The following is a 13,236-nucleotide window of genomic DNA, read 5'->3' as shown; positions in this document are numbered from 1 at the left end:
TTCGAAATCGCAGCAGATTTTTTCTGACTTCCTGCGAACGAACCACGCACATACATTTTCAGTCACCACCTTTGGCTAGGCAGACTGCTCCGACAGGGCGCTTGGTGCGTGGCCGGCACCCTTTGCAAGCCGCCAAGCCCCCTTTCACGCACCCAGCGGTCTTTCTTGACTTCGTAAGCCTGAGCTTTGAACCCCTAGGACCAGACTTCCGGGATGATCTATTTTCCTCCAGAAGCCGGACATTCGGCCCAACCAGCACTCGTGACCCGTTCCAGAAGTTCGGGTGCGAGCGCACTATGACGCAAGGCGGCCCCTCTGCCGACCTTCCGCACCCAATATTCCTTGCGAAGGATGATCCCTTTGAGGGCAACCAGCGCTCATAACACAATTGCTTCAATGTAGCGGCCCAGTCGGTCTTCTGCGGGGTCGCGCTCGGACAGCCGTTCACTCCGGCAAGCCCGCGAACCGCATGTGTTCGATCCAGCGCTCGAGGCTTCCGGGGACGGTGTAGTTCTTCTCCCACTGCCTGCGTTGTTTGCTGATGGAGTCGCCGGGCGAGTCTTTGAGGAAAACCGCAAGCGCTTCCTTTGCCTCCCGCTGGTTTCCCAGACAAGCGTAGATCCCCGCAAGCATTCGGTGTGCGCCGCTCGGGATTCTGGACATTTTCCGCATCGCCGTCAGCGCAGCCCCGCAATCGTTCTTTTCGTAGAGCGCCCAGCCCATGTCCCAGTGGAGCCAGTCAGGGTGGAAAGGATCGATGCCCATAGCCTGCTTGATCCGATCGATAGCTTCGTCGATTCGGCCGGCAAAGATCAGCGGGGCCGCACTGCCGACGAGGATATTCGAGTCGCTGGGATTCAGGGCGATCGCCTGATCGTACCGCGCAATGGCCTGATCGATCTCTCCGGCTTCGGTATGAATTCTGGCGCGGACATGATGCGCGTTGGCATCGTCCGGAGCGAGCAGAATGGCCTTGTCGGCGTATTCGGCGGCGCGCTTCAACGCCTCGTCGGGGTTATTTTCCTGCTTGTGCCAGAAAACCGCGTCATTGCGATAGTGCCAGGCCAGCCCGATGTAGCCGAACTGGGCGTTCGGATCCGCTTCGATCGCCTTGAGGCTGAACTGCCGTAGCAGCGCGTTCCCCGCGGCGGAGAAATCCTTTTCGTTCTCGGCAAACCCCATCAGGACATAGCGGAGTGCGCTGACCTGCGCGGCGTCGCTCTTTGGCAGGGGGCGCTCGATCCTGCGCCCGACCCTATCCGCAAGCGTGCGGATGATCTCCTCCTGGACGACGAAAAGATCGGCAATTTCGCGGTTGTAAGTGTTGGCCCAGACATGCGATCCGTCATGCGCATTCAGCAACTGGGCAGTCACTTTTAGCTGGTCTCCGATCTTCTGCTGGCTGCCTTCGAGGAGGTAGTCGACGCCGAGTTCATCTCCGATCTGCCTAGCGTCAACCGGGTGGCCGCGGTACCTGAAGCTCGAGTTCCGGGCGATGACGGCATAAGTCTTGCTCCGAGCAAGCTCGGTGATGATCCCCTCGGCGACGGCATCGCTGAGATATCCCTTGTCCGCGCCGGTACTGAAGTCGTCGAAGGGAAGGACCGCAATCCTCGGCATGTCGCTCGAACGAACCGGAGCGGCCCGCCATATTTCCGCGCCGTAGTATACGCCGATCGCTGCCGCAACGAGAACGAGTGCAGCAAGAATGAAGCCGCGTCGCGAGAATCTTGTCTTGGCTCGTTCCGTGCCGGCTGCGGCGTGCAGCCACGGCGCGTCGGCGAAGAGGTTGACGTTGTAAACGCGGACCGGTCGATCAATGTTCTTCAGCGTCTGCTCGCCAGTGTCCTCGAAGGTCAGATCGAGCCGGTTGCCGATATGGTCTCGCACAGAGCCGGACACGGCGACGCCGCCGGGCCTGGCGATGCTCTCGATGCGCGCCGCGATGTTGACGCCATCGCCATAGATGTCGTTGTCCTCGAAGATGATGTCGCCGAGATGGATGCCGATGCGAAATTCGATGCGGTGGTCCTCCGGCACGTCGACGTTGCGCTGGCGCATCCTGCGCTGGATATCTGCGGCGCAGGCAACTGCATTCACCACGCTCGGGAATTCGACCAGCATACCGTCGCCGGTGACCTTGACGATGTGGCCCTGATGCTCGGCGATCTTGGCGTCCGCCATCTCGCGCCGGTGCGTCTTTAGCGCCGACAGCGTACCGGCCTCATCCAGCCCCATGAGGCGGCTGTAGCCAACCACGTCGGCGGCGAGGATCGCAGTGAGCCGGCGCTCCATGAGGGAAATCCGGGTTATTCAGAGGAGCCTAAAGTATCATGTTCAGCGCTACGTGCCATACGAAATCCCGCTGGCGCGCCGCCCCGAGCATCAGGAGTGGCTCGGAAACGGTTCGATAAACCGAACCTGCGCCTTTGCGGTACCCGTTTGGCGCTTTTTGGCAGGCGAGCCGCGCCTGCGCACCCCATGTCCGGAATTGGCGCGGCAAGCCGACGTTGGCGCAGCGATTTGTACAGGTCCGTAAATGGCGCAACGCTGCCGTCCGACGCCGGAGCCAACTTGAGGCGGGGAAGCGACAGCGGTCACGACCCTAATGTAAGGCAAACAGACCAACACACTCATTTTCACATGAATTATCAAAAAGATAACCGACGCAGAATCCCCAACGAACGGCCATAGAACGACGACGACCTGCGAAAGATCGCCCACTACGAGGGCTGACGACTGGTTTTCCTAGGGATGTGGCGTGTGGGATTTCCTTTCCAAGGAAAAGAAACATCCGCTGAAAGGGACTGTACCCTTCATGGGAGATTGCCCGGTCTCACACCACGCGCCGAAGCCGGCCTTGGATAGTGCTCTTTTCGTCGTGACTCCCCCCGCCGCTTCAGAAAGGACCGGTGACTGCATTGGTGGGTTGGGCGGGCTGTTGGCATTGTCGTGGCCGACAATTGACAGGACAGTGCCGCTTTGCGCCTGACGGGTGCACCTACACCGGCAACGCTTGACAGCAACCCCGACAGCCTTATCCAAGTGCATCAAGCTGAGTGGCAGGCCATCACGACACGTCATACTGCTGCGCCAGCGAGGCGGAAAGCTGGTCGGCGAAACGGGCAGCGGCCACCGGTAGGGTGCGGCCCTTGAGTTGGCCGACATAGAGCATGCCAGCGGGCACGTCGCGCGGATCGAGCGGCCGGGAGATCATGTCACCGGTCATCGTATGGTGGGACAGGCCAATTGGGAAATGGAAGGTGATGATATCCTCCGAGATAGCGTGGTTGCGCAGGAATTCGAAGCTGTCCGATTGAATCACCGGCTCCAGCTGCAGCGATGACGATTGCGCCCCGATGTCGAGCAGGTAGCGCACGCCGTAACTTGATGTGGGAAGCGCGATTGGATAGTCGAGGCAAGCGCGCAAGCGCACCGTCTCGTGAGAAGCCAGCGGATGATCGGGCCGCATAACCGCATGCACCGGCTGGTGCACCCGCATCAGCGTCATGAAAGCAGCCAGCCGGGTTGGCTCGTAGACGATGGCGATGTCGGCCGTGTGATCGACCAAGGCACGCTCGGCCTCCTCCCGGTCGCGCAGGTGCACTCCGAAGGTCACATTCGGATGTTCCTTGCGGTAGAGTGAGATCTGCATCGGCAGATGGTAGGGCAATAGCGCCTGGCTGCAGGCGATCGCCACATGGCCGCGCCGGGCGCCAGCAAGGTCTGCAATCTGCGATTTCACGTGCTCCATATCGGATAACTGGTTGCGCATGTGCTGCACTAGAAGTTCGCCGGCGCTGGACAATCGCACGCCGTGAGGCAGTCGCTCGAAAATCGCAACGCCGAGTTCGGCCTCCATCGCCAATATACGCCGGTTGAGCGCCGTCGAGGTTATGGCGAGCAATTCCGCGGCGGCGCGGATCGAACCGGCCTTGGCCACCACATTGATATAGTGAGCGGAGTTCAGGTAACGCATCGGCAGCCTCCGGCATCACCGCTGCAATTTTTGCAGCAGGCTGAACAAAACATAGCACAAGACAGCAGCACCGTCATCGAGATAATTAATCCTGTCGAAGAAGTATCTTCAAGCGACATTGATTGTTTAAAGACAATGAAAGATGGAATAATGTATTTATTCCACTTTCTTCAGCTAATTCATTAATTGGAGGGAGCAACCATGCGCTACATATCAATTGTAAGCTTAGCTTCTCTCGGTCTTGTTGCCCTTGCAAATGTATCGGCGATTGCCGCCGAACAATGTGGCGACGTGACCGCGTCATCGGGCCTACCAGGTTATACTCATCAATGTAGTGTGACCTCCAAGGCCAGCATCGATGAAAGCGTTCTAGCGGACGTCGGCGAGCATAAAAGCTGCGGTTCGGATTGTGCGCAAGTCTACAGTCTGTGCAATACCAGCAGGGGTAGAGACTGTCGCCAAGAATACAAAACCTGTTCTTGGAAATGCGTCTTTGGTGCGGCAATGACGATTCGCTAGTAAAGAAAACCCGACATTTGAAATCTCTTGTGCGGAATTCTTGTTGGGCGTTAGTGCGCGGGTCGGGCGTATGCGCGCCGAAAATACCATCACTGTTTCGCCCGCCGACCGCTGTCGCCTTCTAGCTGTGGCCATATGGCATAAGGTCCTTGAACAGAGCTTGGTACGCCAAATGTCATGTTTCGATTTCATTTCGGACTTTACCGAAAACGAATCTATCTTGGGATGGTGGCGTTTGCGACCAAGAGCGACCAATTGGACAACCTTGATACGGCCTGCAAGGTAAGGCGAGGATTGGTCAACCTGATGACGGATGCCCTTCGCTTAGACGGCCATGGTACAGATTAGGACGCAACCCTCACAGGGCTGCCCAACGAGCATTCTAAGGTGGATATTCGGGTGGATAGAAATCCATCAGGTTCTTATATCGTACTGGAAATAAAAGCTTTTCAATCGTGAAATGGTGCCCCTAGCCGGGATCGAACCAGCACTCCTTGCGGAACTCGATTTTGAGTCGAGCGCGTCTACCAATTCCGCCATAGGGGCTCAGGCCGGGCGGCCTGGATGGGCGCGGACTATACGGTTGGAGGTCTGTTCGTCAACTGGCCAATTCTCGGCATGCGGCGATGCTGCCTAGGCAGGGTGTATAGCCTTTTTTGCCGGCGAATGCCGACGCAGTAACGTAGCTGAACCACAATGATCGTATTGCTTCAGTTCGAAGCGGGTTTCTTTTTGAGCGCAACGTACTCTTCGCGATCATTGTAGGAAACCGCGACAGCGCTGGACGCCTTGGTCGAGAGCCTATTCACGTAGTTGTCCATATGGTGGTCGGCGAGGTCGGCAAGACCGATGGAGCGCGACAACTCTCCGAGCGAAATGCGATCGGCATCGTGCTCGGGTAGGAACACGTAGCGCGGACCTTCCAGGAGAATGACTTCTGGACCGATATGCTGGTACGAACCATGAATACGGTTGAATACAGTTGTCGGCGGCAGCATCGGCACGATGTCGTTCTCATCGACGACACGGGTGATCGTCAGAAACCCAAGCCGTTCGACGCCGGCCGAGGTGGTGAATTTCGGCTGCCCGAAGGTGACGACCTTCACGACGTCGTAGTCATCCTCGACCATGTATATCGCAAGTAGCGCAGCGATCGCTCCGCCCAGCGAATGTCCGGTTATGAAGGTCTTGTAGTTCGGCTTCAGATACGGCTTCATGTCATCGTAGATGGCACGAGCTGTAGCGTCGAAGCCGGAATGGACCGGGATATCGATATCCAGATCCTGCCGGACTCTTATCTCGATGTCTTCGAAAATGTTCTTTTTGTTGGCCGTTCCGCGGATCGAGATGTATTGGCTCTTGGCTTTGTCGTCCCGCTCGACGAAATACAGCGCATCGGTCTTGCCCGGCGAGCCGACGCGCACCGTGGAGGGATATTTGGCGCGGATGGCCGCTTCCGCTGCATAGGCGGTCTTTGCCCTACCGGCATAAGCGGAAAGCTCTACGAAATCGACTTTGCTGGGCGTGACCGTCGAACCGAGCGCCAGCAATTCCTTGGAAGAAACTCCGACGCAACCCGTCAACGCCATCGTGCAGAGGGCGATCGCTGTCAACAGTTCGACAGCGAGGCGTGGTGGCCGAAGAATTGTGAACACGGTGCTGCGGCTCTGCCTTAATCTGCGTTCTTCGCCCATTGCGCTGCACCGGTGAACTCTTCTCTAGCAGTAGTATACACCAACAGCGCAGCGCCGCACGGTGCGACGCGCTACGCCGGCAACGCTAACCGGCGTAAGCGGACGGCCGACCCTGGCCTCGGCGCCTGAGATGAACCCATATGAGCCGGAAACCGCAAACCTCTCTGAGGCTCCCATCCCGACAAGTCCGATCACCCCGGCGAGGAAAACAGTTGTCATCTTGTTTGTCATGGTCATTGGTTGCCTCCTGGGGAAAATTGACTGGGCAGTTCATCCGTATCGGTGAGTTCCGTCGCCTCGACCTTCTTGGCATCCGTCGTGTTCTTGAAGGCGAAATCGTCGGCCGCGACCTCGCTGCCAACCTTCCAGTCCCTGACCTGGACGCTGTATTGCGGGCCTTGGTCCACCTCCTTGGAGGTGATGACATAGCGGCAGGGATAGGGGCTCTCGCCCTGCGCGATCCAGATCTGCCAGTCGACCTCCTTGGCCCGGAACGCCAGGTGATCGCATTCGGTGCCGCCGATCACGCCGCTGCCGAGGTCCTTGATGTCAGTCACGCCGTCCATCAGCACGTCGTAGACATTGGACGTGAGCAGATCGGCACCGGGGACGGGCCTGTGGAACTTGTCGCGCAGCTCGTCGATCAGATGGTCAAGATCGCCTGGGACCTCGGCTTGGGCGTAGAGGTTGGTATTCTTACCCAGCAGAGTGAGCGTCTTTCCGTCGAAGATCATCTCAACGCTAGCAAAGCCGCCGTCGCGGGTGGCGCGAATCTTGTCGGGACGGCTGAGGGCGGCGGTGCCCGAACTCGCGAACAGGAGCTTCTGATGGTCACTAGTGACGACTTCCAGGTTCGTATCGTAGCCGAACGAAATCATCTGCTGTGCAGCCATGTAGTCCGACATGGCTTTCAGCATGCTCTTGGCGTGAGTCTCGTCGGCGTTCGCGGCCAAAGGCGCTGACAGGCTTAAGGCGGCCGCCAGCAAGGTTGCTTTTGAAATTTTGGTCGTTTTCGATCTGAGGCTAATCATCAGACAACTCCTCCTCATTAGCTCCTCCTCCTCATCGTCGCACGCATCATCCACTTTTGGAACGAGTTTAGCGTGCCGCATGCCCTTCCTTGTCTCGCACAAATGCCCAAGTCAAAAGTGATGTCAGGAGTATGTGCAGGACAACCGCCGGCCACAACAGGATGCCGGTGAAGCCGCCTGTGAAACCGAGGTAGGCGAGATACAGAGCGACGGCCGTGCTGTAGGTCAACATCCCGAGCAGTGGCGAACCCGGCCAGCAGGCGACTCCCAGCCCGATCAGGGCGAGGCCTGCGACCCGTGCGACCGGTAGGGCGATGCCGGCAAGTTCCTGGCCGAGCAACAGCCGCCCGACGAGCGACGGGACGACGAACAAAGCCACCCCTGTCAAGACTTCACCGACGGCCGCGAAAATGAGCACCTTCTTCATTGTACCAGTCCGCTCGGTCGTTGCCCCCGCGATCCGTCTGGCAGATGCCCGGGCCGCGGGGGGCTTTGCGTTGCTGCCGTAGCGCGCCTACTGCAGTTTGACTGTCAGCTTGTCGATCTTGCCGGTGAACCTGAATGGAGCGTCGTAGCGATATTCGACCAGTGCTACGCCGGTGCGGGTGTCCAGGCCGACGTCAAAACTTTCGTCTTCCGGGAATGTGATCGGAGTGCCGTGTTCAAGTGTATTCGTGGCCACTTCCTTGCCGTCCACCGACAGCACGCCAGTGCCGCCCTTGCCGAGACCCGGACAGTCCGACTTGTAGTCGAAAACGATCGTATGCTTGCCGGGCTCCAGTTCCGGCCCCTCCCACATCGTTCGTTTGAGGTCGAGGAAATTGTAAAGGAAAACGACCTTGCCGCTGCCGACGCCGAATTCGCCCTTGCTCAGGAACAGGCCGTAGCCGCCGAAGCGTCCGCCCTCGGTGACGATCATGCCCTCGGCGCCACCCTCGGGAATTTCGATCTCGGCGGTGATGGTATAGGACTTGTTCAGGATGCTCGGTGCAGCGCTTTTCGGCACGCCGCTGAGTTCCCCTGAATAGGTGAACTCAGTTCGTCCCGCCGTGAGGTCCGGACGCGGCGTATTCCAGCGCGCCAGCGTCGTGTTGTCGAGTGGGAGCACGTTGTATTTCGCGGCCTCCGAATAGAAGAGCGCCTGCAACTCCTTGACCTTCTCCGGCATCTTGGCCGCAAGGTCGTCGAACTGGGTTGGATCCTCGTCGACGTTGTAGAGTTCCCAATTGTAGCCGGTGATGACATCCGGGGGTGTTTCGGTGCTCAGTTTCCAGGGAGTGGTCGCCGGGGTCGTGGCGGCCACCCACCCGTCGTGATAGATGGCGCGATTGCCGAGCATCTCGAAATATTGCGTCGTGTGCCGGGTCTTGGCGTTAGCGTTCGCCTTGTCCCAGGCATACATCATGCTCACGCCTTCGACGGGCTGCTGTTTGATGCCATTGATCATTTCAGGTTCCGGTATGCCGGTCGCCTCCAGGATGGTGGGGACGATGTCGATGATGTGGTGGAATTGCCGACGTATGCCACCCAGATCGGTAATGTGGCCGGGCCAAGACATTGCAACGCCCTGAGCGGTTCCACCGAAGTGCGACGGCACCTGCTTCACCCATTTGAACGGCGTGTCCATCGCCCAGGCCCAGCCTGCGGCGAAGTGCGGGAACGTCCGTTCCGAGCCCCAGAAGGGATACCACAGAAACTGGTCCTTCACCGGCACGGGAATGCCGTTAAAGGTGGTGAACTCGTTCGGCGTGCCGTCGAGCATGCCTTCGGAACTCGCGCCGTTGTCGCCGCCGATATAGATGATCAGCGTGTTGTCGAGTTCGCCGATGTCCTCGACGGCCTGAATGACCCGGCCGATCTCGTTGTCGGTGTAGGCGAGGAAAGCCCCGTAGACGTCCGCCTGCTTGATGTAGAGTTTCTTCTGCACCAGGCTTAGCGAATCCCACTCCGGGAGGTCTTTCGGCCATGGCGTCAGCTTGGCGTTCTCAGGCATGATGCCCAGGCGTTGCTGGTTGGCGAAGATGGTCTCGCGCACCTTGTTCCAGCCCTCGTCGAAGAGGTGCATGTCGCCGATCTTCTTGACCCACTCCTCCGTCGGATGATGCGGCGCATGCGTAGCGCCCGGCACGTAGTGTCGGGGTTGGAATTACGCCTCCGAACGTTGAAGGAGCGCCAAAGCCGACGTCGTCGGTGATGATCAGCAGGACGTTCGGAGCTCCTTCTGGCGGGGCGACGCGCGGCTGCCAGAACGGGGTCGATTCAAGCGCGTTGCGCTCGGTCTTGCCGCCAAACGGCATGTCGGGCGCAGGCAGTTGGAGCCCGTCGATCGTTCGCGTGGCAGCCGGAGAACCCAGCGGCGCATCGGATTGCTGTGCCTGCCCAACGCCCGTCAGTGCAACAACCATGCCGGTCGCCGCAACTACCGTTCTCATGGAGCAAGTAGCTATTTTGCCAAGGTGACGTTTCAAGCCTTCCTCCTTTGCATGCAAACGAACCGGTGCAGAACGGACTGTGCTGACCACCTGGCGCAACATCTTCTCAATGCATCATACTGTCGATAAGCAGCATGTAAGTTACGCGAAACTTCATGTTGGTCTGAAACCGCGCCACGTTCTTTGATCTGCGTCAATGCACGTCTAGTCGGGTCGAGACGGAGTTGCTGGCTCGTTAGTCGCAAGGCTGCGTGACTGGCGCGCGACAGGGCAGACGTTGGCTCGGCGAACATCCCCTGAGTTTGCCACGGTCTGAGAAGGCGACCCGGCTGCCCAGGGAATCGGGTGGGAGTCGAGGCAGCCAGGTCATGCCGGGTTGCCCGAGCTCCGGCTAAATAAGCATCTGCTTGCTCAATCTAGCAAAATACAATAGCGGCGTGGCTGGTCTATGCTTGAGGGTCGTCCCGCCGGCCAGGTAGGCCTGCCCGTGCATGAAGCACGTGGTCGGGCTCGCGAACTCGACGGGCACGCGCAAGACTGCCGCCGCAATATCAGAGGTGCAGTCCTGTCGATTGGGTGTAGTTGCAACCGAGCAAATGAGAACAAGGGCTGTCAGCATCGTCAGCTCCATCCATTGCGGCGCGAGGTCGGAATCGCGTGAAGGGGTCAAACACGACAGCGCCGTCACGAGGCTTCATCCGGCCGTAGAAACAGACTGCTGTATCGGAAGAATGCCGGCAGCTCGCGTGTTTTGAAACCGCGGCCGTTACTAAACCAGCCAAATCACCTTGTAATCATCCGAAAGGATGACGCGCATGTGCAATCCAACATACTGCGAAACCTGTGGCGGGCCTCTCTGAGCTTTGACACAGTCTGGAAAACGGGCGTCTTAGGCAGAAATTGCGCTATTTCTGCTTGACAGACCTCGGTCGACGCCACGGCATGCTCGCTCCGCCACAGCGCTCCGATTCAGGCGTATAGTCGCGCATTGCTGGCAGTTCGATCTCAACCATCACCGCGGCGGGTGATTGAAGCGATTTACGTGACGCCAGCGCAGAGTTTAAGCAGGGCAAGACTTAGAGAGCGATCAATCGATATCAACCCTTTGCCCGACGCAACCCCAACTACAGGAGCCCCCAATGCCACGTATGCGTGCTGTTCAAGTGAAAAACGCCAATGGACCATTCGAGCTGGTCGAACGCGAGATTCCGATCCCGGCTCCGGGCCAAGTCCTGATCAAGGTCCAAGCGTGTGGAGTATGTCACAGCGATGCCTTGACCAAATTGGGGGTATTCCCGGGAATCGCCTATCCGCGGGTGCCAGGCCACGAAGTTGTGGGTGTCATCGACAAGGTCGGCGAGCGTGTGCCCAATTGGAAGCCTGGGCAGCGGGTCGGCGTTGGCTGGCACGGCGGTCATTGCGGCCATTGCCCCTCCTGCCGTCGCGGTGATTTCATCACATGTGCGAATGGGCAGATTCCCGGCATCACCTATGATGGCGGGTATGCCGACTACATGATCGCGCCGTTCGAAGCCCTGGCTGCGATCCCAGATGATCTGCAGGCCGCCGAAGCCGCGCCGCTCCTGTGCGCAGGCATCACGACCTACAATGCGTTGCGGAATAGCGGGATCCGTGCGGGCGATACCGTCGCGGTGCTCGGCATCGGCGGTCTAGGTCATCTCGGTGTGCAGTTCGCCGCCAAAATGGGCTGCCGCACGGTCGCCATTGCGCGGGGCGCTGACAAGCGGCCGCTGGCGCACAAGCTTGGCGCTCATCACTATTTCGACAGCACCACCCAGGATGCTGCCGCCGAACTGAATAAGCTGGGTGGGGCTCGCGTGATCCTGTCCACCGTCACCAATTCGCAGGCGATGAGCGCGGTGCTTGGCGGACTGGCTGTTGATGGCAAGATGATCGTCGTTGGCGCTTCACCAGACCCCATCGAGGTCTCGCCATTCCTTCTGATCGGCGGCCGCCGGGCGATCCAGGGATGGCCTTCTGGAACCTCGGTTGATTCCGAAGACACTTTGGCTTTCAGCGCCCTCGCCAACATTCGCCCAATGATCGAAACGATGCCGCTTGAGCGGGCGGCAGAAGCCTATGAGAGGATGATGAGCGGCGCAGCCCGGTTCCGGATGGTGATAACGACCGGGTAATAGTCCGGTCGTTGTGCCTGTGTCGCCGAACACCCCCGACGCCGCGGACTTGCGCCTGCCACTTGTCGTTTCGTTTGCGTATGGATGCCATAACGCGTTGCTCCTTTCGATGTGACGAGATTGTGACCGGCCGCAACAAAGAGCTATTTCGGGAGTAGGGAGGCACCTCCAACCCTGTGTTTTTGCAGGGTATTTAGTGGCGCGCCCGACACGATTCGAACGTGTCAACTCCACATTCGGTGAGCATCGCTCAAGGTGCGGCCGTGCCAACTAAGATTGAATGGTGCGGGTGGTCGGAATCGAACCGACACTCCTTTCGGAACTGGATTTTGAATCCAGCGCGTCTACCAGTTTCACCACACCCGCAAAGCACTAACTCGTTGACCTCTCAACGCTCTCATCCTGCACCTAGGTAGAAGGTGGCAGTTTGAGAATTGAGCGGCCCTCAACTCCTAACCTATTGACCTCTAATCCTATTACCCTGCGGGCTGAAGGTAGACGCATCCTGATTTTGAGTCGAGCGCGTCTACCAATTCCGCCATAGGGGCTCAGGCCGGGCGGCCTGGATGGGCGCGGACTATACGGTTGGAGGCCTGTTCGTCAACTGGCCAATTCCCGACATGCGGCCTTCGCTCGGCCACGGCCTTTCGATTTCGTGAAGCGGCGGCCATTGTGCGGCGCCAAAAATCTTTCTAGACAGGCAGCGCATTGAGGCGCGTCGCGTCTGGAGAGATTCATATGGCGCGCTTTTGGTCTTTGTTTTTATGCATTGTCATACCAAAACCGCTGCGCATTTTGGGTGAGTGCATCAGGAGTGCCAATGCTTCGCGGACTTTATGACTGGACCTTGTCGCTGGCGGCAAAGAAATCCGCCGAATGGTGGCTGGCCTTCATCGCTTTCGTCGAAAGCTCGGTGTTCCTGGTGCCGGCCGATGTGCTCTACCTGCCTATGGCGCTAGCGCGGCCGGATCGCGCCTATCGCTACGCGCTGGTCGCCACGCTGGCTTCCGTTCTGGGCGGTATCGCCGGCTGGTACATCGGCCATTATGCCTACGACACGGTGGCGCGGCCGATCCTCGAATTTTACGGCAAGTATGACGACTTCGAGACGCTGCGTGTTTCGTCGGGCGTCGGCTTCATCATCCTGATGCTGGTCACCTCCGGCCTCGCCCATCTGCCGCCGATCAAGGTGGTGACGATCCTGTCCGGCGTCATCGGCGTCAATCTCCTGCTGTTCATCGCGCTGGCGATCGTGGCGCGCGGCGCCCGTTTCCTGTTCCTTGCCTGGCTGCTGCGCCGCTATGGCGAACCGATCCGCGAGTTCATCGAAAAGCGCCTTGGCATGATTGCGGGCGCCGGCGCCGCTGCCCTGATTTCGCTCTATATCGTCGTCAAATACGCGTTTTAGAGCAAGGATGTTCGAAT

General features: G+C 58.9%; 7 protein-coding genes, 2 tRNA genes and 1 pseudogene. 2 read left to right on the top strand and 8 right to left on the bottom strand.

Going from position 1 to position 13,236, the window contains the following annotated elements; all coding sequences use genetic code 11:
• Positions 1–444 precede the first annotated feature (444 nt).
• The 7 genes and pseudogenes from AC0NIE_RS08815 to AC0NIE_RS08785 form a co-directional block, all read right to left on the bottom strand.
• Positions 445–2,295 carry an adenylate/guanylate cyclase domain-containing protein gene (locus AC0NIE_RS08815; RefSeq protein WP_473489261.1) on the bottom strand — a complete coding sequence of 617 codons (1,851 nt, stop codon included), beginning with the start codon at positions 2,293–2,295 and terminating at the stop codon, positions 445–447.
• Between the two features lie 775 nt (positions 2,296–3,070).
• Positions 3,071–3,979 carry a LysR family transcriptional regulator gene (locus tag AC0NIE_RS08810; protein WP_473489262.1) on the bottom strand — a complete coding sequence of 303 codons (909 nt, stop codon included), beginning with the start codon at positions 3,977–3,979 and terminating at the stop codon, positions 3,071–3,073.
• A 980-nt stretch (positions 3,980–4,959) separates the two neighbouring features.
• Positions 4,960–5,044, bottom strand: a tRNA-Leu gene (locus tag AC0NIE_RS08805).
• A 164-nt stretch (positions 5,045–5,208) separates the two neighbouring features.
• Complete coding sequence (locus AC0NIE_RS08800; protein WP_473489263.1) at positions 5,209–6,192, bottom strand: lipase family protein; 984 nt, start codon at positions 6,190–6,192, stop codon at positions 5,209–5,211.
• Positions 6,193–6,425: 233 nt separating this feature from the next.
• Positions 6,426–7,109: a DUF2092 domain-containing protein gene (locus tag AC0NIE_RS08795; RefSeq protein ID WP_473489290.1), complete on the bottom strand. Its 684-nt coding sequence runs from the start codon at positions 7,107–7,109 to the stop codon at positions 6,426–6,428.
• A gap of 181 nt (positions 7,110–7,290) precedes the next feature.
• A complete protein-coding gene (locus AC0NIE_RS08790; RefSeq protein ID WP_473489264.1) occupies positions 7,291–7,650 on the bottom strand; it encodes a hypothetical protein in 360 nt (119 codons plus the stop codon).
• A gap of 87 nt (positions 7,651–7,737) precedes the next feature.
• Positions 7,738–9,628 (bottom strand): annotated as a pseudogene (locus AC0NIE_RS08785) (sulfatase-like hydrolase/transferase).
• Positions 9,629–10,794: 1,166 nt separating this feature from the next.
• Between AC0NIE_RS08785 and AC0NIE_RS08780 the strand changes: the two are divergent.
• Positions 10,795–11,811, top strand: coding sequence for an alcohol dehydrogenase (locus tag AC0NIE_RS08780; protein WP_473489265.1), 1,017 nt, complete (start codon positions 10,795–10,797; stop codon positions 11,809–11,811).
• A gap of 281 nt (positions 11,812–12,092) precedes the next feature.
• On the opposite strand, the gene AC0NIE_RS08775 is transcribed toward AC0NIE_RS08780, so the two are convergent.
• Positions 12,093–12,177: transfer RNA gene (locus AC0NIE_RS08775), tRNA-Leu, on the bottom strand.
• A gap of 454 nt (positions 12,178–12,631) precedes the next feature.
• Here AC0NIE_RS08775 and AC0NIE_RS08770 point away from each other — a divergent pair.
• Entirely contained in the window at positions 12,632–13,219 is a 588-nt protein-coding gene (locus AC0NIE_RS08770; RefSeq protein ID WP_473489266.1) for a YqaA family protein, read from the top strand.
• Positions 13,220–13,236: the final 17 nt, after the last annotated feature.

This window comes from Mesorhizobium sp. WSM4842, assembly GCF_055901575.1.
This window is presented reverse-complemented; position numbering and strand designations above follow the sequence as displayed.

Excerpts from the sequence above, each read along its gene's own strand:
- AC0NIE_RS08815 (WP_473489261.1), bottom strand. The coding sequence starts at position 2,295 with ATGGAGCGCCGGCTCACTGCGATCCTCGCCGCCGACGTGGTTGGCTAC.
- AC0NIE_RS08810 (WP_473489262.1), bottom strand. The coding sequence starts at position 3,979 with ATGCGTTACCTGAACTCCGCTCACTATATCAATGTGGTGGCCAAGGCC.
- AC0NIE_RS08800 (WP_473489263.1), bottom strand. The coding sequence starts at position 6,192 with ATGGGCGAAGAACGCAGATTAAGGCAGAGCCGCAGCACCGTGTTCACA.
- AC0NIE_RS08795 (WP_473489290.1), bottom strand. The coding sequence starts at position 7,109 with ATGCTGAAAGCCATGTCGGACTACATGGCTGCACAGCAGATGATTTCG.
- AC0NIE_RS08790 (WP_473489264.1), bottom strand. The coding sequence starts at position 7,650 with ATGAAGAAGGTGCTCATTTTCGCGGCCGTCGGTGAAGTCTTGACAGGG.
- AC0NIE_RS08780 (WP_473489265.1), top strand. The coding sequence starts at position 10,795 with ATGCCACGTATGCGTGCTGTTCAAGTGAAAAACGCCAATGGACCATTC.
- AC0NIE_RS08770 (WP_473489266.1), top strand. The coding sequence starts at position 12,632 with ATGCTTCGCGGACTTTATGACTGGACCTTGTCGCTGGCGGCAAAGAAA.